This window comes from Tindallia texcoconensis (assembly GCF_055383815.1).
Window position 1 is genome coordinate 1,963,312 of sequence record NZ_AP042431.1, and the last position, 21,289, is coordinate 1,984,600.

At 42.4% G+C, this 21,289-nt stretch carries 16 protein-coding genes; 11 read left to right on the forward strand and 5 right to left on the reverse strand.

Features of this window, described 5'->3' with window-relative positions:
• Positions 1–56: 56 nt before the first annotated feature.
• The 6 genes from ACZ47N_RS08810 (at position 57) to ACZ47N_RS08835 (ending at position 8,259) form a co-directional block, all read left to right on the forward strand.
• Entirely contained in the window at positions 57–2,147 is a 2,091-nt protein-coding gene (locus tag ACZ47N_RS08810; protein ID WP_464886182.1) for an ABC transporter substrate-binding protein, read from the forward strand.
• Positions 2,128–2,916, forward strand: coding sequence for a Na-translocating system protein MpsC family protein (locus tag ACZ47N_RS08815; RefSeq protein WP_464886183.1), 789 nt, complete (start codon positions 2,128–2,130; stop codon positions 2,914–2,916). The genes ACZ47N_RS08810 and ACZ47N_RS08815 overlap by 20 nt, the downstream gene beginning before the upstream one ends.
• Before the next feature lie 322 nt (positions 2,917–3,238).
• Positions 3,239–4,603: a uracil-xanthine permease family protein gene (locus ACZ47N_RS08820; RefSeq protein ID WP_464886184.1), complete on the forward strand. Its 1,365-nt coding sequence runs from the start codon at positions 3,239–3,241 to the stop codon at positions 4,601–4,603.
• A gap of 2 nt (positions 4,604–4,605) precedes the next feature.
• Entirely contained in the window at positions 4,606–5,445 is an 840-nt protein-coding gene (locus tag ACZ47N_RS08825; RefSeq protein ID WP_464886185.1) for an FAD binding domain-containing protein, read from the forward strand.
• Positions 5,442–5,948 (forward strand): (2Fe-2S)-binding protein, encoded by a 507-nt coding sequence (locus ACZ47N_RS08830; RefSeq protein ID WP_464886186.1) that lies wholly within the window; start codon positions 5,442–5,444, stop codon positions 5,946–5,948. Before ACZ47N_RS08825 ends, ACZ47N_RS08830 begins: the two co-directional genes overlap by 4 nt.
• A complete protein-coding gene (locus tag ACZ47N_RS08835; RefSeq protein WP_464886187.1) occupies positions 5,938–8,259 on the forward strand; it encodes a xanthine dehydrogenase family protein molybdopterin-binding subunit in 2,322 nt (773 codons plus the stop codon). The genes ACZ47N_RS08830 and ACZ47N_RS08835 overlap by 11 nt, the downstream gene beginning before the upstream one ends.
• A 144-nt stretch (positions 8,260–8,403) precedes the next feature.
• Here ACZ47N_RS08835 and ACZ47N_RS08840 read toward each other — a convergent pair whose 3' ends face one another.
• The 4 genes from ACZ47N_RS08840 to ACZ47N_RS08855 all read right to left on the reverse strand — a co-directional run bounded on the left by ACZ47N_RS08840 (position 8,404) and on the right by ACZ47N_RS08855 (position 13,266).
• Positions 8,404–8,946, reverse strand: a complete 543-nt coding sequence (locus tag ACZ47N_RS08840) for a cupin domain-containing protein (RefSeq protein ID WP_464886188.1) — start codon at positions 8,944–8,946, stop codon at positions 8,404–8,406.
• Positions 8,947–9,138: 192 nt separating this feature from the next.
• Positions 9,139–10,242, reverse strand: a complete 1,104-nt coding sequence (locus ACZ47N_RS08845) for a M24 family metallopeptidase (RefSeq protein ID WP_464886189.1) — start codon at positions 10,240–10,242, stop codon at positions 9,139–9,141.
• Positions 10,243–10,276: 34 nt separating this feature from the next.
• Positions 10,277–11,659: a sodium:solute symporter family protein gene (locus tag ACZ47N_RS08850; RefSeq protein ID WP_464886190.1), complete on the reverse strand. Its 1,383-nt coding sequence runs from the start codon at positions 11,657–11,659 to the stop codon at positions 10,277–10,279.
• A 194-nt stretch (positions 11,660–11,853) separates the two neighbouring features.
• Positions 11,854–13,266 carry a YfcC family protein gene (locus ACZ47N_RS08855; RefSeq protein ID WP_464886191.1) on the reverse strand — a complete coding sequence of 471 codons (1,413 nt, stop codon included), beginning with the start codon at positions 13,264–13,266 and terminating at the stop codon, positions 11,854–11,856.
• A gap of 464 nt (positions 13,267–13,730) precedes the next feature.
• Here ACZ47N_RS08855 and ACZ47N_RS08860 point away from each other — a divergent pair, with 464 nt between their 5' ends.
• The 5 genes from ACZ47N_RS08860 (at position 13,731) to ACZ47N_RS08880 (ending at position 18,837) form a co-directional block, all read left to right on the forward strand.
• Positions 13,731–15,530: an Ig-like domain-containing protein gene (locus ACZ47N_RS08860; protein WP_464886192.1), complete on the forward strand. Its 1,800-nt coding sequence runs from the start codon at positions 13,731–13,733 to the stop codon at positions 15,528–15,530.
• Positions 15,531–15,570: 40 nt separating this feature from the next.
• Positions 15,571–16,839, forward strand: a complete 1,269-nt coding sequence (locus ACZ47N_RS08865; protein WP_093313705.1) for an FHA domain-containing protein — start codon at positions 15,571–15,573, stop codon at positions 16,837–16,839.
• Between the two features lie 196 nt (positions 16,840–17,035).
• Positions 17,036–17,308, forward strand: coding sequence for a hypothetical protein (locus tag ACZ47N_RS08870; RefSeq protein WP_464886193.1), 273 nt, complete (start codon positions 17,036–17,038; stop codon positions 17,306–17,308).
• Positions 17,309–17,495: 187 nt separating this feature from the next.
• The gene (locus ACZ47N_RS08875) at positions 17,496–17,933 is read left to right on the forward strand and encodes a hypothetical protein (RefSeq protein WP_093313701.1); all 438 of its coding nucleotides are present in this window, start codon (positions 17,496–17,498) and stop codon (positions 17,931–17,933) included.
• Positions 17,934–17,961: 28 nt separating this feature from the next.
• The gene (locus ACZ47N_RS08880; protein ID WP_464886194.1) at positions 17,962–18,837 is read left to right on the forward strand and encodes a DUF4198 domain-containing protein; all 876 of its coding nucleotides are present in this window, start codon (positions 17,962–17,964) and stop codon (positions 18,835–18,837) included.
• Positions 18,838–18,995: 158 nt separating this feature from the next.
• On the opposite strand, the gene katG is transcribed toward ACZ47N_RS08880, so the two are convergent.
• Positions 18,996–21,194, reverse strand: coding sequence for a catalase/peroxidase HPI (katG, locus tag ACZ47N_RS08885; protein WP_464886195.1), 2,199 nt, complete (start codon positions 21,192–21,194; stop codon positions 18,996–18,998).
• Positions 21,195–21,289 lie beyond the last annotated feature (95 nt).

Sequence of the window (21,289 nt, forward strand, 5' to 3'; positions counted from 1 at the left end):
CTTCCATAGATCCGTCAAAGATATTTTGGTTTAAAGGCAGCAAAGGAGGGACCCAAATGGCCGCTGATTTCAAAGAGTGTTTAAGGAAAGAAGAAAAGCTCCTTATAAGAACAGTAGCCTTGTTTCTTAGGGTAGTGGTATTCATCCTAGGAGTGGGGATAATAGGAGCGATCCATGTATCTACAGAGACAGCCTTTGGCTTTTATCCTGAAATACCACATGGCTATGAATTGGAAACCAGAGAGAGCGCAGAAGAAACCATGGAACATCCGTCACCTTCTGCAAATAAACAATCCGTTGTTCTGCAACTTCGATGGGAGCCTCAATTTCAGTTTGCTGGCTATTATGCGGCTTTGTGGCAAGGGTATTACGAAGAAGCTGGTTTGGATGTTACCATTCGTTCTGCTTTTGATGAGACAGGCAATATCCGGCAAGCTACAGAAGAAGTACAAGCTGGAAGAGCGGATTTTGGTGTAGGAGCTGTGGATATTCTGTTTGCCAACGAGAACGGAAAACCGTTGTCGGTGGTAGCCGCTATTTTTCAGCGAAGTGCCGTAGCTTACTATCGGTTGGAAGAAACTAAAGTCAATAACGTGGTGGATTTATTAGATCGGAAGGTAGCCCGGCGTCATTTAGACCTGTTGGATGTAGAACTTCAGGCAATGTTGATCGCTGAAGGCATTGATCCGGTACAGTTGCCCTATACGGATAAAAAAAGAAGCTTTACACTGGAAGATCTGACCAGTCGTCGCTATGAGATTGTGCCATCCTATCTAGACAGCATTTTATTGGAGGCTCGGGAAGCGGAAGTGGCGGTTTCTGTCCTTCGACCACTGGACTATGGAATCGATTTTTATGGAGACTCGGTGTTTACAACGGTAAGGCTAACACAGGAAGATCCGGAAATGGTAGAAGCTTTTCGGAAAGCTACGCTGCAAGGATGGCGTTATGCTTTGGAAAATCCCTTGGAAATGGCAACCCTCATTACAGAAAGCTTTGAGCATACCAGGATTGATCAAGGTTACGCCAGCGGTCATGCGGGGTATGATTACTTCATGTATCCCAGCGAATTTCTGGAATATAACAAATTTCAGGCACAGCAGGTCATGGAATTAACCTATTATCCGGTGGTAGAACTGGGAAATCTTCATCCTTTCCGATGGGAAGAAACCCATCAGGCACTCAGTCAACTCGGTTTAATCACCAAACCTTTAGATAGGAACTCCTTTATCTTTGATTATGAAACTTTGGAACAGGAAAAACAGCAACAACGGCAGCAGCGGCTTTTATTCTTATTACGACTGGGTCTTTTACTACTTATAGGATTTTTGCTGGTGGCGGTGTCTTTTCGAAGTGCAGCTCATCGAATGGAAAGACTATTTCAGCAGGAGCGGGAAGAAAACCATCGTAAAGAAGGGTTAATGCTTTATCAAGCAAGAATGGCGGCTATGGGTGAAATGGTAACGCATATTGCCCATCAGTGGAGACAGCCTCTTAACAACTTGGGGCTGGTGTTAGGAAACTTGGAAGATGCCTATTGGCATGGGGAACTAGATGAAAAACAACTGACACATTCCGTAGACAGCAGTCGAAAACTAATCCACCGTATGTCTAGTACCATAGACGATTTTATGCAGTTTGCTAATCCTAAGATTCAGCGTGATGTTTTTGATGTAGAGAAGGCAATTCAGGAAGTCTTAGATTTAATGGAGGAACGATTTCGTGCCCATGGGATTCGAGTCGTCATGGAAGCAGAAGAAAGGCTATTTGCCTACGGATATCGAAATCACTTTTCTCAGGCTGTTTTTAATCTAGTAGCGAATGCGGTGGATGCTTTGATGGAGCAGGAGTCCACCAAGAGAGAGATTCGGATTGGTATGGAGGAGGATTCGACTCAAATGCATATTTCTATTGGGGATACGGGTGGTGGTATTCCGCCTTCTATAGGGGAGCGTATTTTTGAACCATACTTTAGCACAAAACCACAAAAACAAGGCACTGGCTTAGGTCTTTATATGACCAAGACCATTGTGGAAAATAGCCTAAAGGGCATTCTTTCCTGGGAAAATAAAGGACAGGGTGTGACTATGACGATTTCGATTCCTGGAGCAAAGGAGAGAGTACTTCATGACAGAGAAAAAGCCTAAAGCATCTACCGTCTTAAATCAGTTGTATGTTCTTTATGTAGAAGATGATCTAGAAACACGTCACCAGCTGGCCATCTATTTGAAACGACGGGTAGGTCGTCTTGGATTGGCGGCTAATGGCATAGAAGCCCTTCGTTCCGTAGAGGAGCTGCCACCAGAGTTAATCATAACCGACTTAAAGATGCCAGAAATGGATGGCCTAAGGTTGGTAAAGGAAATTCGTCAGATGGGATTAGATATTCCAGTGATTATTACGTCGGCTCTTTCAGACAGCGATACGCTTATTCAAGCAGTGGGAGTGGGAATTGTTCGGTATATCGTAAAACCTATTGATCTAGAAGAATTGTTGGAGCAGATGCATCAGGTGGCCCAAGAAATTGTGAAAAAAGAAAATTGCTTAGTGGTATTAGGGGAAAAGTGTTTGGCAAATGCCGACGAACTGGCAGAAATGGAGATGAAAATCAAGCGGGAAATGACTTATTTTATGAAACAAGCCATGGGGAAAGGCCCCAGAGATCTTCATGTTTCTCTTAGTGCTGGTGCCATTGAGATTCGAGCTAGAGGATGCCTAACTCGATTGGAAGAAGGGATTTTGATCAATCGTCGACATTACAGTTTGGTAGATTATCACCGCCGTCTCTTTTATACGGAAAATCAACAGGCCTTGATAAGTTGTTTGTCCCAAGTAACGGAATGCTCTCTGCGTCTTAGGGAAGTAGCCTGCGATAGCAGTAAAAATCAAGAAAAACTGGTGCTGGAGATAAAATAAAATGCAAAGGATTTCCTTTCTGTGTTGCCAGAAAAAGAGGAGTATGATAAACTGATGTCAGAAACTTAAGAGTATTCTACCTTAGGGGACGGAGCGCCTACTGAGGAGCTATTCTATCAGACAAGATACAACTAAATAATGCGGACGGTAGAGACAGAAGATCATTGTTAAATGACGCTTCAAGTAGCCGGCACCATGAGGGAAAATCCCTCGGTTTGTGCTGGCTTTTTTGTATGCCAAAAATCAATGAAAAAGCCTTGGTACAGACCAAGAAAACAGGCAAGGTCAATGGATAGGGAAGGAAGAAAAAGGAGGAAAAACAATGGAAAAAGCTGTCAACAATCAATCGACACGCAACACCTCTGTTTTTGATGTCAATGGAATTCCTACCATGGGAAAAGCAGTTCCACTGGGATTGCAGCACGTTTTGGCCATGATTGTAGGAAATGTGACCCCAGCCATTATTATTGCCGGAGTAGTGGGGCTTAGCTCATCAGATCGTACGCTACTTGTGCAGTGTGCCATGTTTATTGCGGGCATAGCCACCCTATTGCAACTATATCCTATTGGGAAAGTGGGATCCGGTTTACCTGTGATAATGGGCGTAAGTTTTGCTTATGTGCCTACGATCATTGCCATTGGTGCTCAGTATGGCATAGCTGGTATTTTTGGTGCTCAGCTGGTAGGTGGTGGAGTAGCTGTGGTAGTAGGGATTTTTATTAAGCATGTGCGGCAATATTTTCCACCTTTGGTGGCAGGAACCGTTGTGTTTACCATTGGCCTTTCTTTATATCCCGTGGCCATTAACTATATTGCTGGAGGGGTTGGTTCTTCCACATATGGGTCTTATGCCAATTGGTTAGTGGCTATAGTAACCCTTTCTGTAGTACTCTTTTGCAATCAGTTTACAAAAGGATACTTTAAACTGGCGTCCATCTTAGTGGGCATTGTTGCTGGATATATCATTGCTTTTTTCTTTAATATGGTTAGCTTTGCACCAGTAGCAGAGGCTTCCTGGTTTGCCGCACCGAGACCACTGCATTTTGGGATTGAATTTTATCCACCAGCGATTCTGAGCATGGTGATTATGTATATTGTAAACTCTGTCCAGGCCGTAGGCGACCTATCAGCCACTACCGTAGGCGGCATGGGACGGGAAGTAACGGAAAGAGAATTATCTGGTGGAATTATTGGGAATGGTGTTGCCAGCATAGCCGCTTCTTTATTTGGTGGATTGCCTACGGCCACCTATAGCCAGAATGTAGGGATTGTAGCCATGACCAAAGTGGTTAGTCGATTTGTACTGGGCATTGCCGCCGCATTTATTCTCTTAGGAGGCTTTGTACCGAAATTTGGTGCTGTGATGACTACAGTCCCACAGAGTGTTCTGGGGGGAGCTACGATCACGGTTTTCGCCATGATCACGATGACAGGGATAAAGCTTATTATTCAAGATGAACTGTCTGGTCGAAATATGTCCATAGTGGGTCTTGCCGTAGCTTTGGGAATTGGGATTACACAGGTGCCTGAGTCTTTAGCACTTTTTCCTGACTGGGTCATGATGGTTTTTGGGCAATCGGCGGTTGTGATTGCCACGATTGTTGCCTTTACCCTTAACTTAATATTGCCGCAAAAAACCCTGGCAGATGAACAACAGGAACGAAAAGAAATGGAACAGGAGGGCTAGAGATGATCACCGTTCGTAAAGTCGTCACACCTTCAACGACGAAAGAAGCCTTTGAAGCCTTGCAACAAAATCGGTTTGCTACCCTCTTGGGCGGCGGTGGATTTTTGCGGATGGGAAGCAAAAACATTACCACCCTCATCGACCTTTCTCATTGTGGATTAAATAAGATTATCGAGCATGATCATTACTGGGAAATCCGAGGGATGGTAACCTTAGGAGAGTTGGAAAGGCATCAGGAGTTAAACCGCCAGTATGATGGATTGTTGGCCGCCGCCGTCCGAGAAATCGTAGGCGTGCAGATGCGGAATGTGGTGACGGTGGGAGCCAGTGTTTACGCTAGATATGGGTTTTCGGATCTGATCACTGGACTACTAACCTTACCAGTAACCCTTGGACTCCACCAAGGAAAAGAACCATCTTTGGAAAGCTTTTTACTGGAGGGAACTGAAGGAAAAGAGTTGTTGGAAGCTATTTTTATTGAAAAAGGCCAATGTAAAGCCAGTTTTACTTCTTTTCGAAAAACCGCTGGAGACTATGCGGTACTTAACACAGCATCCGCTGTGGTGAAGGGACAGTTGAAAATCAGCGTAGGAGCCCGACCTGGTCGGGCGGCCTTAGCCCATAAAGCCATGGCATTTTTGCAACAAGGCATAGAACAAGTGGGAGATTCTTGGCGGATTCATTGGACGGAAATGGATATGAAACAGGCAGCCGAAATGGCGGCTGAGGAATTGAGGTTTGGCACCAATAGTCGTGGCAGTAAAGAATACCGAAGGCATCTGTGCAAAGGGCAGGTAGAAAAGGTTCTTCAAAGGAGCAGGCAAGGAGGCGATCTAGTATGAAACTGAATACTACCATTAATGGAGTGTCTAAAACCATGGAGATTTCTCCAGATGCCTATCTAGTAGAGGTGCTAAGGGAAAATGGGTATATAGGCGTGCGACAAGCTTGTGATACGGGAAATTGTGGTGTATGTACGATCCACTTGGATGGCAAAGCAGTTCTTTCTTGTGTTTTACTGGCCATCAAAGCCGAAGGCAGAGAAATAACCACCATAGAAGGCGTTCCAGAGAAAGCAAAGACCATTGCCAGATTTTTTGTAGAAGAAGGAGCAGATCAGTGTGGCTACTGCACGAGTGGAACCGTGATGAATATCCTTTATCTGGAAGCCCTTCAGCCACAACCCTCCACCTTAGAAATCACGCATCATTTAAAAGGGAATTTATGTCGCTGTACAGGGTATGCTAGTCAAATGAGAGCCATAACAGCCTATTTTGAATCCAAAGCAAATCTACAGCAAAAGAAGGTCCTTCTAAAGAAAGGAGGAGAATCCTATGACCTTTAAAATGGTTAAGCAAAGTGTTCCTAAAATGGATGGCATGAGCCTAGTCACGGGGAAAGGCGTATATACCGATGATCTGGCACCTAGAGATGCTTTGGTGGTGCGGGTGTTACGTAGTCCCCATGCCCATGCGAAAATAACGAAGATCAATAAAGTCCAAGCTGAAAAAGTGTCTGGAGTGGTATGTATTCTGACCCATGAAGAGGTGGGGCGGAAGGCTTTTACTCGTGCAGGACAATGTTACCCTGAGCTTTCTCCTCACGATAAGTTTTTACTGGATCATACCGTGCGTCACGTAGGGGACGATGTAGCCATCGTCGCAGCAGAAAGCCAGCAGGCAGCAGAAAAAGCATTGAAACTCATAAAAGTCACCTATGAACCACTGCCGCTGGTGTTGGATATGGAAAAAGCCGAAGAACAGCCGCCTATTCACCCAGAACCAGAAATTCTGGCAAAAGCAAACTTTGGATTTGATCCACAACGCAATATTGCCGGAACCGTAGACTTTGAACTGGGAGAAGTGGATGAGGTGCTATCAGACAGTGAAGTAGTGGTCACTCATACCTATGGAACCCAAGGCCAAGCCCAAGCCATGATGGAAAGCCAACGGAGCTTCAGTTATTTAGATGTTTATGGTCGTCTGGTGGTGGTAAGCTCTACCCAGATTCCCTTTCATGTACGTAGGATTTTAGCCAATGCCCTAGAGATGCCGGCTTCTCAAATTCGTGTCATTAAACCACGCATAGGAGGTGGCTTTGGCTCTAAACAGACAGTACACTCAGAATTTTATCCAGCGTTGATTACTATGAAAACAGGTAGGCCAGCTAAAATTGTATATACTCGTAGAGAAGTGTTTCAAGGAACCACGTCTCGTCATGCCATGTCTTTTCAAATAACCCTGGGTGCCTCTAAGGAAGGCAAGATAAACGCCATTGATATGAATGGCATATGGGATACAGGTGCCTACGGCGAGCATGCATCCACCACCTTAGGAAGTGCAGGGAAAAAAGTATTGACTTTGTATAATCGAGTTAAAGCCTGTCGCTTTCGTGGCAAAGCCGTGTATACCAATCATGTGCCAGGTGGTGCCTTAAGAGGGTATGGCGTGACCCAGGGAATTTTTGCCTTGGAATCGGCCATCAATGAACTGGCTCATCAGTTAAATATAGATCCAGTGAAGCTGCGAGAAAAAAATATGATTCGTCAGGGGGAAACTACTCCTTTGTATAACATGGTGACAAAGGGCGCCGGGAAAGAACCAATGATTATGGACAGTTGTATGCTGGAAACCTGTGTGAAAAGAGGGAAACAACTGATAGACTGGGAATCTAAATATCCTCGCCGTAAAATGGATGATCAGCGAATTAGAGGAGTAGGAATGGCTATTTCTCAGCAAGGATCAGGATTACCCAACATCGATATGGCTGCTGCTAGCATCAAACTTAATGAGGATGGTTTTTTCAGCCTGATGCTGGGAGCTACGGATATTGGAACAGGCTCCGATACCATACTGACCCAGATAGCAGCAGAAGCCTTAGGGGTTTCCATGGAACAAATCCTTCTGTATACGGCAGATACAGATATTACCCCTTATGATAGCGGAGCCTATGCATCTAGCACCACATATACCACTGGGAATGCTATTTTAGATGCGGCGGATAAAATGCTAAAAGAAATAGTGAAAATCGGCGCCGAATACTTTGATACAGAGGAAGAAAATATTGATTTTGATGGAAAGAATCTCATTTGTCGAACCCCCTATGAAACCATTAGCCTACAAGAGTTTTCTAGAAAAATTATGTATCAGGTCATTCATAAACAATTGTCGGTTACGGGATCCTTTGTGCCTAAAAAAGCAGCCCCTCCCTTTATGGCTGGATTTGCAGAAGTTGAAGTAGATTTGGAAACAGGACAGGTAAAGGTAGAAGATTTTGTAGGGGTAGTGGATTGTGGGACTCCTATTAACCCCATGTTGGCGAAAGTACAGGCAGAAGGTGGGATTGTCCAAGGCATAGGCCTGGCTCTTTACGAAGAAGCCGAGTATACCGAGAAAGGCAAATTAATACAGGATACGTTTATGCAATATAAACTGCCAGGACGGTCGGAGGTAGGAAACCTGAAGGTAGAAATTCTAGAAGGTTTTGATGATACGGGTCCTTACGGGGCTAAGTCTATCGGTGAAGTCGTAGTCAATACCGTAGCGCCTGCTATTACAGAAGCCATTTACAATGCCTGTGGGGTTCGAATAAGAACCTTACCTGCCACTCCAGAAAAAGTGTTTCGTGGCTTGAAGGAAGCTTCAGAATCGATGTAGAGGAGCTGCTATTAAAAAATTTCCATAGAGTCAGAAAAAAGATTGAGTAAAAAAATCCGATGGCATACAGGGCCATCGGATTTTTAGAAAGCAGCCCATAGAATGAAAGGTACGGAGAGTTGAATCTAGTGGGAATTGCTTTACCTATAAGACGATTGGTGTCAGCACACATAAAAAAGTAGTCTTTTGATCCAGTAAATTCGTCCAAAAATGAGGCTTGCCAGAAGGATAATGAATCGAAGAACCTGCATTTACCATGTATTCCTCTCCATCAATCATTACGGCTAAGGAACCGTGCAACACATATAGAAATTCTTCGCCTTGATGACTAAATTGGTGGCCGTGGGATTCTTTAGGTTGCAAGGTGATCATTAAAGACTCTAACACTCGATCTTGAAAAGTACCACTCAGCTTAACATATTCCGTCGAAGCACCTTCTATCAAAAAAGGCTTTTGTTCTTCTTTGGAGACTAAAAAATGTTCGTTATCATAGGCCTTGAAAAAGGTGGTAATGGGGACATGCAGAGAGTCTGCAATTTTCTTCAGGGATGTAATAGCAATGGATGACGTTTCTCTTTCTACTTGAGATAAGAAACTAATGGAAAACCCTGTCCGCTGACTTAACTCTTTTAGGGTTAGATTTCGCTCTTTTCGTAATTCCCGAATTTTTTTTGACACTTCTTGCATGAAGGCACCCCCATCATGTTTATTGGATAAGAAAATAGCATACACAGAATACTGTGAATAGCTTGAAACAAAAGGTTCTCACTTGTTGTAGGTTGTTATGATTTATCATTGGATGGTTTGTTTTTGAATTTAATTATCCAATAGCACAATAGCAATGCTTAAGGATCCATTACAATAGCCGCGAGCGTCTTTTTATCTAAGGCATGGATTTTTTGTAAATTGGTTTAGGACTTGGCATCCAGTATCTGTTACCAGGACAATATCTTCGATACGAACACCAAATTTGCCTGGCAGGTAGATACCTGGTTCGATGCTAAAGAGCATGCCTGGTTTCAGTATCCCATCGTTTCCAGCAACGATATAAGGGGTTTCATGGACTTCCATGCCAATACCATGGCCAGTTCGATGAATAAAATAATCCCCATAGCCATTGCGTGTAATTTCTTCACGAACAATAGCATCAATAGATTCGGCGCTGACATTAGGACCCACGGCTTCTATTCCTTTTTTTTGTGCACCCAGGACGATTTCATAGACTTTCATAAATAATTCGTCTGGTTGGTTTCCAAGAAAAATGGTACGAGACATGTCAGAACAAAAGCCATTCCAAATACCACCAAGGTCCATGAGCAAAGGCTGGTTTTCCTTAATGGAATCCAAGCCGGTTTTGTGATGAGGCGATGCACTATTAGCCCCAGAGGCAATAATCGGACTAAATGAAGGCCCTTCCATGCCGCTGCGTTTCATTTCATATTCCAATTCTGCTGCAAGTTCTGCTTCGCTACGTCCGATAATCTCCTTCTCTAGTATAACTTTTTTTAGAATATTATCAATAATATGAGCAGATTTTTTTAACAATTCAATTTCAGCGTTATTTTTAATTTCTCTCAAGTCTTCAAAAAGATGGTTGGCTAATCCGAAGGTTGTGGCAGGAAGCTGTGCTTGCAATGGTACTATAAAAGCCGCCGGCATACTGTTTTCTGTAGCAATGGAACCAGATGCCATGCCACATTTTTTCATTTCCCTCAGCACGATTTCATGGGGATTGTCTTGATCTTCCCAAAAGACTTTATGATCAATGGGGGTAGTGGCAACAAAAGCTTCATAAAGCTTTGGTGCCACAAAAACAGGTTCTCCTTTTGACGGAAGAATCAATAAAACCAGTCGTTCATCCATTTTTGCTTCGTAACCCGTAAGGTACTTTAAATTGATAGAGGGGGATAGGAAGAGACAATCAATCCCCTGGCCGATCATTTTTTCCTGCACTTTTTGAATCCTGTTGAAGTAGATGGACATAGGCTTCCTCCTAAGGTCTTTTTCTTTTGGCAACTTACTCCTTGGCAGTGAGCAAAGAAGTGATAATCAACACAGCAAAGGCAACCGGGATGGATACTACAGAGCTATTAAGATCAAAGGGTTGCTTTAACACAATTTCCCATACTAATGTGGTGATCACTCCAGCAGACATGGATGCAAGCCCACCTGCCTTGGTGACTTTTTTCCATAGGAATACGGCTAAGACGGCTGGCGTAATGCCGGCGGCATAAACCGTATAGGCATACATTTGTACAGATAGAATGGTGGGAAAGTACCGAATAAGGGAATAAGAGAGCAACCCTAAAACCGGGATTAATATTCTGGTAAAAAGTAACTTTTGTTTATCCGTTGCATTGGGATTGATGTATTTTCCATATAAATCATAGGTGATATTGGTAGAAGCAGATAATAAATAGGAATTGCCTGTGGTGATAATAAAAGCCGCCGCCGCCGCTAAAAGCAATCCACCAATAAACGTTGGCAAAATAGTGGTAGTAGCGATTAATGCCATTCCAGGATCAATATTTGGAAAGGTTACTCTTGCTGAAAAAGCAATAATGGAAACAGCGGGATAAATAAATAAAACACCTATTAACCATCCAACAGATCCAATTCGAGTAGCTCTACCGCCACTGGAAGCTGCCAGGCGTTGGTACATATTTTGATCCCCCAGCAACAGAAACAAAGAAGGAATCAAATAGCCTGTAAGCTGAAGCGGAGTAAGGCCCCCTAAGACTTCAAGACTTGAGGGAGGGACTGTTTCAGTAATGTTGGTCCAGCCGCCAGCAGCACTAATGGAAAAAGGAATTCCTACCCCTAAGCCAATGAGAATGACAAAGGCTCCAATAGCGTCGGTGGCAGCGACGGCTTTTAGACCGCCAGCCGCCGCAAGGAAAACAATGAGTACGGCTGCGATGATGGTTCCAGTATGTACGGGAATCCCAGTTGTTACATTTAAGACAAAGCCAAATCCTTGAAACTGATAACTAACAATGCCTACATAGGCCAACACAATGATTACAACCGAAAGCATTCTGGCAGATTCTCCGTACTTAGTTTCTAAGATTTCACTGATGGTGTATTTACCAAAGCTTCGTATTCGTTCTGCAATGAAAAAGAGTAATCCAATGCCAATAACCGCAGAAGCACTTTGTAACATGGCTGGCCAAATGCCAAAGCTATAGGCGAGGGAGTTGCTTCCACCTGTAATGGTACCACTGCCTACCCAAGTAGCAATAAGGGTTCCCATGAGTACAACGGCTCCCAGAGACTTGCCTGCTAGAATAAAGTCTTCACTGGTAGAAATTTGCTTTGAATAAAAAATTCCCATTGCTAACATAATGACCCCATACCCTGCCAAAAACCATAGTAGGGTGGGGTTGTGCGTTAATTCCATTGTTATAATTCCTCCTTGAAATATAAGATTGATTCATTAATTACCGTAATTGTTACACCAATACTGTAATTAATGTGTAAAAAAAAGGTGCGCACCTAACTTTGTTTAAATTGTAACATAGTCTGGGAAGAGAGTCTATCTGGAAAAAAAGCGCCTCTCGGTTATGAGAAGCGCTCAGAATCAATAAAATGACATTAAAAGGGTCCTAGCTCTATTGTTTGTGCAATAACGATGAAAACTCCAGCGGTAATGGTCCAGAAGAAAAATAATGGTAAAAAGAATCTGGCCCATTTTCCCCAAGAGATACCAGAAGCAGCCAACACTCCCATTAGAATTCCATTGGTTGGGTATAGGTAGTTGGTAATCCCATCTCCTAATTGGGAAGCCAGGCAAGCTACCTGACGGGTAATGCCACCCATATCAGCAAGCGGAATAATAATTGGCATGGTAATCATCGCCTGGCCACTGCCGGAAGGTACGACGACGTTAATGATGGTCTGTACCACATAAATCATAAGAGCCGATACATTTTTAGAAGTTCCCATAATTAAGTAAGAAAGGTTGTGGATAATGGTATCGATAACCATGGCATCTTCTAATACTACCAAAATGGATCTTGCAAAAAGAATGATCAGTACCATTCCTAGTACATGCTGAGCCCCTTCAAGAAAAGCCTGACAAATTTTATTTGTATTAAAGCCAGCAATGTATCCTACGATAACAGTTTTTGCTACAAACACGCCAGAAATTTGAGGGAAACCAAACCCAAACTTAAGGGTACCCAGAATCATCAGTCCAAATAAAAGTAAAAAGGCAATACCGGCTGCTTTTAGCCGTGGGGTCATGGTTTGAACTTCCATAGAATTTTCGTGTTCAGATGCGTCAAAATTTATTTCTTCGTCAGCCACTAAACTTAAGGAAGGATCTTTTTTTACTTTTTTTGCATATCTGGTTACATACCATAATCCGGTAAACAGAAAAACAATGGTAATTAATCCCCGGTAAGCAATGGCAGAATAAATAGGCAGCTCAGCAATTTGATGAGCAATACCGGTAAAAAATGGATTAGCCACAGCAGGAGCAAAACCGGCAGCTGATCCAACTAGGACAATACCTAGGGCTGTCATTGAGTCATAGCCAAGTTTTAACATAATAGGAATCAGCAGCATAATAAAAATCATATCCAGTTCCCTCATGCCGGTAAAACCACTGTTAATAGCAATAACCGTCATGACCGCCAAAGCCAGCACACCAATTCCCTTATCTTTCAGTTTTTCAGTCAATCCCTGGACTCCTAAATCGAGTAGTCCGGATTTTCTTAAAACACCAAAGGTTCCTCCGATAAAGACGATGAGCGCCATAGCGCCAGCGCCTCTTTCAAAACCATAATAAAAAGACTGGAAAAAATCGCTGATGCTAGTAGGGTTGCTTTCTACATACTGAAAACTGCCTTGTTCCACGATGGTTCGGCCATTGACTTCTGTTCGCTCAAATTCTCCTGCTGGAATAAAATGAGTTGCAATGGCCACTAGAATAACCATGATAATGAGTGGTAAAAATGGATGTAGACTCTCTTTCTTTTTTGGTTCATTTACAGATGTCGTCATGAAAAGCCTCCTATATTAGTTAGATTTTAAACCAAAAATGCCTCTGATGTCCCTCCTTTAGCCTTGGATATAATAAATTGATGCATACTATGTAAGCCATTGGGTTCAATGGGTTACAATAATAGAATATAAAGAAAATTCTACATACAGCAGGATCCTTAGGGGAGCATGGTGGATAGAATAAAGCAAAGCCATGCCAATAGAACAAGAAAAGAAAGGAATAGGAATTATTACCGTCACATTTTAAAAAATGTCTATAATTGAAGTGATGCTTTAACACACAAATCCTATTCTACCATCTTTCTTTGGAAAATGTCTATGGCTTTAACAAGCATTTTTGAATGTATTTTAGAAAAAACAAGATATAATTTTCTGAAAGATTGCAATTTAACGAAAATAACAGTAAAATAAAAGAGATACGGTGCTCAAAACAAAAGAGATGGGCCTGGAAAGGGTGTGCTGTTATGAAGGGTTTCAAGAAAGCGTTGGTCTTGGTATTACTGATGAGCATAATGAGTCATGCAATCTTTCCGGGCTTTACGTGGGCAAATGCAGACCAACCTGGAATGAATTGCAGAATTAGCTTGGATGCTGGCTCGATCATTGTGATGCAAGGTTTGCACACGGAATTAAGAGCTACAGCTTTGCCGGTGGATAGATGCTCACAACAGTTCATCTACGCTTCGGCAGATGAAAGGGTTGCTAGGGTGGATACCCTTGGTGGTGTTGGATATGTATGGGGAATGACACCAGGACAAACACAAATTACTGTGTCTTCAGCAGAAAACAGGAGTGTTGTTACACGGATTGATGTTATGGTGATCCGATACGAAGGCATAGGCCAGGCTGAAATTCAAGAAATAGAGCAGGGCGGCGGGCCAGAATGGGTTCAAGGACCATCTCCTTGGGATCGCCCCTTCAGAGTAGACAAAGAGGCAAGAGAAGGAGCCAATTGGATTGACGATAAAGTAGCAGATTACTTGATTCCTTACAAAAACATATTCAATGCATTTAAGGAAGTGTTATGGAGAGACGATGTTCCGCTGCCAGTTCGGCTTTTGAATGCGGTGAAAGAGTTGGGATTTGGTCTTTTAGGGGCAGCAGGAACGTTCTTGGATCATGTCCTCCAAATTACGGTTGGGGAAGACTGGTTTGCGATGCCCTATACCGTTATGATGGATCAAATGGATTATGTTGGTCAAATGATCCAACAATTTCTACAACAGTATGCAAATCCGACGGTCAGCATTCATGGAGAACGAGAAATAAATAAGTTAGAAGGGACATACACCTATACGGCTTCTGCTACACCAGCTAGAGAGGATTATATATATATTTGGAGGATAGGAGATCGGGAATATAGCGGCTCTTCCGTAGACATCGATTTTAGCAATCATGTATCCGTCCTTTCCAATAGAGCCGAAGTCCTTTTGACCCTTCAAGTGAAAGGCTCTGCAGATGGAGAGGTGCTGGATTCAGAAGAGGCCGTCATTCGGATCAATAGAGTTTATCCCATCATACTGGGCGAAAGGGAAATTAGACATAATTTGGAAGAAGGAGATGTGGTAGAACACTCTTTTGCAGCTCAGGCTAATATTAGCGGTGATTACACCTATGATTGGGATTTTGGTGATGGAAGAAGCTGGAGCCATAGTCCAGGAGTTGGGGCGAATTCTAGTGGGACCGTAACCTATGATTATGATCATTTTGATCAAAGTACGATCTTATACTTACAGGTCAGGCTTAAGAGTAGAACGAACCCAGAAGAAGTTTATGGCAGCGATTTGGTACCCATTAATATTCTTCTGGATGAGGAAGACGATGAATTTGAAGACCGAGAGGATGCCATCGAAAGGTGCAATGAGTGGTATGAGTCTGGCAGTGGTGGAGCAGGTACAACAAGAACCAATTACGATATTAGTATGTTGCCAGTAGGAGCCAGTTTTGATATGAGATTTAATGCTTATGGAATTCCAGATCGCTTTATTGTGGAATACGAAGGAGCAGAAGTATATAACTCCGGTTGGCGTGGGAATCCAAACAGAGCAGCCTCTAAGCCGGATTTGTATCCTGGAGGAGTCTCAGGGCCTGGATCTGGCAGTGTTATGGGAATGTTTGCTAAAAACCAAGAAAATCATTTTACCGTAACGGTAATAGGACCTGAATCAGGAACTGCCTGGGAATATGCCATTCGGGCTAATTGCATCATGATGGAAGAAGTAGAAAGGGTCCCAGAGGCTGATGAAGCCATGACCCTGGAGTAGATGTAAACCCAGACAGGGAAGAGGGAAAGGAGGATCATCCATGAGCTGGTATATAGAGGTAAGGGAAGGCTTTGATCAAGGAAAAAAAATTACATTAAACAATGGACCCGTGGTCATCGGCAGAGATCAAAGTCGATGCAACCTGATTCTTTCGGATGAGAATATTTCACGAGTACATGCCAGAGTGACAATGGATATTGCTGGGAGTATTGTAATTGAAGATTTAGGAAGTACTCATGGAACCCATGTGAATAGGCAGCAAATTCATGAACCAAGGGTTATTACAGCGGAAGATTCTCTGGTTCTGGGAGGCTGCAGCATTGGATTAGTTTGGGAATCATCCGTAGAAACAGAAAGAACAGAAGGAGGACAGAATCCTCCACTAGATGTTTTTCTGATTGGACGTGATCCATCCAATCAGTTGGTGATTGATGATCCAAAAGTATCTCGAAGTCATGCCCGTATTGAATGCCGACCAGAAGGCTATTACTTGACAGATAGCAACAGCACTTATGGTACCAGCCTTAATGGAAAGAAAATAAGCGGCACTGTACTACTTCCCATGGCATCATGGATCAGCATTGAGAAGTACCACTACTATTTTGATGGCGAAAAATTGATGACAGAAAAAGGAGAGACAGTAGCGGTATTGAATCCTAGGGTTCGTTCTTCCTCAGAGATGTTGATGTTTTCAGAGATTATGGCAATACCTTTTAAAGCAACAGACGTACTAAAGTGGGGAATCGGATGTCTGCTGTCCATGATTCCAATTATTTCTTTTTTCGTTAGTGGTTATCGATACAAACTCTATCAAAATGGTATGAAGGGTTCTCTTGAGATGCCAGAATGGAACGACTGGAAAAATCTTTTTGTGACTGGATTCTTTTTTTCTCTTATCAAGTTTCTCTATTTTTTGCCGCCGACCCTTTTATTACTCGCCATGACCTATATAGCCGCTAGTAGAGTAGACTTTACGACAACAAGGTTTATTATTGCTATTATTCCAGGGAGTTTGGCATGCCTTGGCATGGGGCTGATGCTGCCGATGGGATGGGGTCGTTATGTAGATAGTGGAAAGCTTGGAGATGCCTTTCGTTTTACGGAAATAATAAACGGAATTAGAGCGGTTTCTACCCACTACCTGAGAGGAGTAGCAGTGGTGATAGGGATGTTAATAATCATGGGTATGCTCTCTTGGATTCCCTATTTTGGAGCCGTATTGTTGGTCGTAAGTTCTTTCTTTCTTATGGTTTTTTCCGGTATTCTCTTTGGAAATCTCTATCGCCTTAGTCAGCAATACCTACCATAAACCAGATCTCATTATGAAAGAGAAAAGGAAACCTTAAAGATCCAGTGAATCCATTATGAAAATTTTGGACAGGCGGATTGGAAAGGTTTCTTTTTTATGGAGTTGTCCAAGATTGGATAGACAAGGGACACCCGAAGAGATATAATTCGTGTTATTGATAATGAAAATCAATAACACATTTGAGAGGATGGATAGAATGAAAGCACTAGTAAAGAAACAAGTAAGTGGTAAAAGAATAGTGTGCCTACTATTGGTGGGTATGATTCTTATGATGGTAATAGCCCCTTCAGCATATGCTCAATTAACCTTTGACCAAGGGGAAGAAATCATTCATGAGCTGGAGGAGATAGCCCATGAGCTAGAGCATGTGGAAGAATGGCTTCAGTTAATGATGATTGCCAGTTTTGGGATTTTAGTTGTTTTAGCAGGTCAATTGGTAGTTCAATACATGGAGTACAAAAAGAAGTAGGAGTCATTATAAATAATTCTAAGGTTTTGGTACAGGTAAGTACCTATAGATATACGGATGGAGAAACAGGAAATTACAGATTGATTGGAAGGTTAGGAAAAGTGAGGCAAGAAATCCACAGTAATTAAAGGGATTCTGATAGGAACACTGGTGATGAGTGTACTCAGGCTAAAAAAGGAGTATGTTTATGAAGGCTAAAAAACAATTGATACCAATTTTAAGTTTAATATTTATTTTATTACTGACATCAACTGCGTTTGCTCATCGTATGTTGATAGAGATTGAAAATGAAGGCTTATTAAAAGTAAAATACGATGACAATACTTCAGCTGGTTTTGCAGACGTTCAGCTATTCGATGAAGATAATCAATTGCTTTTAGAAGGAAAGACCGATGAGAATGGTTATTTTCAGTATGACACAGCGATAAAGTTTTATCGGTTAGTAGCAGACGATGGGCTAGGTCATCGTGCTAGATGGCGAGACGGGCAGACGGAGTCACTGCATGGTGTGCCTATTTGGATGAGTACATTATTAGGAATATCCTTTTTTCTATTAATTGCGGCGATCATTCATTATCGCAGTAATCAAGGAAGGAAAACTCCTTCTTACAAAAGTAAAGTATAAAACATAGCATTCAAAGGAGATGTTGGAAATGAAAAAACAAATAAAAATATTGATCATGATGTTCGTATTAGTAATGGCTTTTAGTATTACAGCTTCTGCACACGAATTATGGATCGAAACAAATGAAGTTGGAGATGGAGAAGAAATAAAGGTTGAAGTGCTTTGGGGACACAGAGGAGATTTTTTAGATAATGCAGATCATGAAAACTATCGATTATTTGTGAGATATCCGAATGATACAGTAGAAGAATTAGAGTTAGAAAGAAGAGGAGTACAACCAAGAAGCTTTATAGTACCTACAGAAAAGGGTGAATATGTATTTTGGGCCGAAAGAAAGCCAAGCGCTTTTACACGAGAGGATATAACAACTTTAAGTGTCCAAATGGCAAAAAATGTGTTTAGATTTGGGGAAGGAAATACAACATTAGAACAGCCTACGGATATGCCGCTGGAAATTATCCCATTAAGTAATATTGATAGGGGAAACTTTAAGGGGAAGGTTTTGTTAGAAGGTGAAACAGTCGAAGGTGCATCAGTTAGTGCTTATGGACCTGGAGAATCAACAGTTATGACTGAAAGTAATGCGGAAGGAATCTTTGAAGTAGACATTAGAGAAGCAGGCAGTTGGTTAGTGAAGGCTAACATAGCAACAGAAGAAGAAGGGGAAATGGAGGATACAGCGTATACTCAAGTAAGCCGAACGACAACTTTAGTGTTTGATATAGAGCAAGAGGAGTTAGTAACAGATACTAATTCTGAAGCAGTTGCTACTGATGAAAGTATAATTAATACAAGTAATTCCAGCACAAATATGATATTTCCTGGAGTTATAGGATTGTTTTTAGGGGTTGCTGCTACATTAGTGTTTACGAAAAAAAAGAGCATGAGTAATATTGATAAGTAATTAAATTTGTCAATGGAAAATTAAAATATAATGCTTGAGAATCCATTCTCAAGCATTATATTTTTAGGTAAATTGATTCTTATCCTTTTTGGGGACCACTTTTTGTGATGATAGATCTAAAAAACAGTAAGACAGTATGAGATTCATTTGAAAAAAGGCTAAGACAAATCAAATCGATCTGCATTCATTACTTTGTTCCAAGCGGCCACAAAATCTTCAACAAACTTCTCTTTGGCGTCTTCACTGGCATATATTTCGGAAAGAGCTCTCAGTTCAGAATTAGATCCGAAAATTAAATCTACACGAGTACCTGTCCATTTTATTTCGCCAGTCTTACTGTCACGACCTTCGAAAACATCTGCATCTTCATGGCTTGGCTTCCAGACCGTTTCCATATCCATCAAATTGACAAAAAAATCGTTGCTAAGTGTTTCAGGCTGATGGGTGAAAACACCATGGGGAGATTGGTGGTAATTAGCATTTAAGGTGCGCATGCCACCAACTAACACGGTCATTTCTGGAGCGGTGAGCCCCAGTAGCTGGGCTTTGTCTATCAACATTTCTTCTGCTTTGATGCTGTACTTTTTCTTTGTGAAATTACGGAAACCATCGGCTAGTGGTTCTAAGACAGAGAAACTATCTATATCGGTTTGATCATCCGTGGCATCCGTACGGCCTGGTGAGAAAGCTACGGAGATAGGATGTCCTGCATCTTTTGCAGCTTTTTCAATAGCGGCGCATCCGCCAAGGACAATTAAATCTGCCAAGGATACTTTTTTGTTACTAGATTGAGGACGGTTAAAGTCTTCCTGAACTTTTTCCAAGTTGTTTAGTACTTTCTCTAGTTGATCTGGTTGGTTGGCTATCCAGTTTTTTTGGGGTTCTAGTCGGATACGGCCACCGTTGGCACCGCCTCGTTTGTCGGAACTCCGGAAGGTGGAAGCAGCAGACCAAGCCGTGTAAACCAAGGCTGGAATGCTTAACCCAGTGTCCAGGATTTTGAGTTTAAGATCTGATATATCATTTTCATCGATGAGTTCATAATCCACAGAAGGGACAGGATCCTGCCAGATCAAGGATTCTTCTGGAACTTCTGGCCCCAAGTAACGGCTGACAGGGCCCATGTCACGGTGGGTCAGCTTAAACCAAGCTCGAGCAAAGGCATCTGCAAATTCCTCTGGATTCTCTTGAAAACGCTTCGCTATTTTTTTGTATATTGGATCATACCGCAAAGTAAGATCTGCGGTGGTCATCATGGTTTTTACTTTTTTAGAAGAATCATGGGCTTGAGGGGCTAAGTCTTTTTCATCTGGCTCCACAGGAACCCATTGATAAGCACCAGCGGGGCTTTTTTCCAGATTCCAGTCGTACTTAAATAAAAGATCTAAATAGCTATGATCCCATTTGGCAGGAGTTGGCGTCCAGGCACCTTCGATTCCGCTGGAAATGGTGTCGTCGCCTTTTCCAGATCCATAGCCACTTTTCCATCCAAGGCCCATCTCTTCCAGAGGAGCGGCCTCGGGCTCTGGACCAACGTGTGTAGGGTCAGCGGCTCCATGACATTTACCAAAGGTATGGCCTCCAGCGATGAGTGCTACGGTTTCTTCATCATTCATGGCCATACGGGCGAAGGTTTCTCGAACGTCTCTGGCAGATTCTAATATGTTAGGCTCGCCATTGGGTCCCTCTGGATTAACGTAGATGAGTCCCATTTGGACAGCAGCCAGCGGATTTTCTAGATCTTCTCTTTCGCCTTCATAGCGTTTATCACCAAGCCATTCGCTTTCAGCGCCCCAGTAGATGTCTTCTTCTGGCTCCCAAATATCCTCTCTGCCACCGGCAAAACCAAAGGTTTGAAAGCCCATGGATTCCAGTGCGCAATTTCCAGCTAAAATCATTAAATCGGCCCAGGATATTTTTTTTCCGTATTTTTTCTTGATAGGCCATAGTAATCTTCTGGCTTTATCTAAATTAATATTGTCTGGCCAGCTATTTAGGGGTGCAAATCGCTGAGATCCTGATCCGGCACCACCACGGCCATCGCCCATACGGTAGGTTCCTGCACTATGCCAAGCCATTCGAATAAAAAGACCACCATAATGACCATAATCTGCAGGCCACCAGTCTTGGGAGTCGGTCATTAGTTGGTATAAATCCTCTTTAATCGATGGAAGATCTAGTTGTTGAAATGCTTCTGCATAATTAAAATCTTCTCCCAAAGGATTTCTGCTCGGTGGGTTTTGATGGAGCATTTTAAGATTTAGCTGATTAGGCCACCAGTCACGATTGCTGGTTCCTCCACTTGTTACAGTTGGATTGGTCATGCCAGTTACGGGACATTTTCTTTCTTCGCTCATAAAATTATCCTCCTTCTTAATCGGGCCAACAACGATAAAGTACGCTCACAATAGTGCTTTCGCTAATAAAGTATAAAAGCACAGCTATAGTAGTT

Coding starts and splice junctions, on each gene's coding strand:
- ACZ47N_RS08850 (WP_464886190.1), bottom strand. CDS start 11,659: ATGGAATTAACGCACAACCCCACCCTACTATGGTTTTTGGCAGGGTAT.
- ACZ47N_RS08810 (WP_464886182.1), top strand. CDS start 57: ATGGCCGCTGATTTCAAAGAGTGTTTAAGGAAAGAAGAAAAGCTCCTT.
- ACZ47N_RS08815 (WP_464886183.1), top strand. CDS start 2,128: ATGACAGAGAAAAAGCCTAAAGCATCTACCGTCTTAAATCAGTTGTAT.
- ACZ47N_RS08870 (WP_464886193.1), top strand. CDS start 17,036: ATGAAAGCACTAGTAAAGAAACAAGTAAGTGGTAAAAGAATAGTGTGC.
- ACZ47N_RS08840 (WP_464886188.1), bottom strand. CDS start 8,946: ATGCAAGAAGTGTCAAAAAAAATTCGGGAATTACGAAAAGAGCGAAAT.
- ACZ47N_RS08845 (WP_464886189.1), bottom strand. CDS start 10,242: ATGTCCATCTACTTCAACAGGATTCAAAAAGTGCAGGAAAAAATGATC.
- ACZ47N_RS08835 (WP_464886187.1), top strand. CDS start 5,938: ATGACCTTTAAAATGGTTAAGCAAAGTGTTCCTAAAATGGATGGCATG.
- ACZ47N_RS08855 (WP_464886191.1), bottom strand. CDS start 13,266: ATGACGACATCTGTAAATGAACCAAAAAAGAAAGAGAGTCTACATCCA.
- ACZ47N_RS08865 (WP_093313705.1), top strand. CDS start 15,571: ATGAGCTGGTATATAGAGGTAAGGGAAGGCTTTGATCAAGGAAAAAAA.
- katG (WP_464886195.1), bottom strand. CDS start 21,194: ATGAGCGAAGAAAGAAAATGTCCCGTAACTGGCATGACCAATCCAACT.
- ACZ47N_RS08830 (WP_464886186.1), top strand. CDS start 5,442: ATGAAACTGAATACTACCATTAATGGAGTGTCTAAAACCATGGAGATT.
- ACZ47N_RS08860 (WP_464886192.1), top strand. CDS start 13,731: ATGAAGGGTTTCAAGAAAGCGTTGGTCTTGGTATTACTGATGAGCATA.
- ACZ47N_RS08875 (WP_093313701.1), top strand. CDS start 17,496: ATGAAGGCTAAAAAACAATTGATACCAATTTTAAGTTTAATATTTATT.
- ACZ47N_RS08825 (WP_464886185.1), top strand. CDS start 4,606: ATGATCACCGTTCGTAAAGTCGTCACACCTTCAACGACGAAAGAAGCC.
- ACZ47N_RS08880 (WP_464886194.1), top strand. CDS start 17,962: ATGAAAAAACAAATAAAAATATTGATCATGATGTTCGTATTAGTAATG.
- ACZ47N_RS08820 (WP_464886184.1), top strand. CDS start 3,239: ATGGAAAAAGCTGTCAACAATCAATCGACACGCAACACCTCTGTTTTT.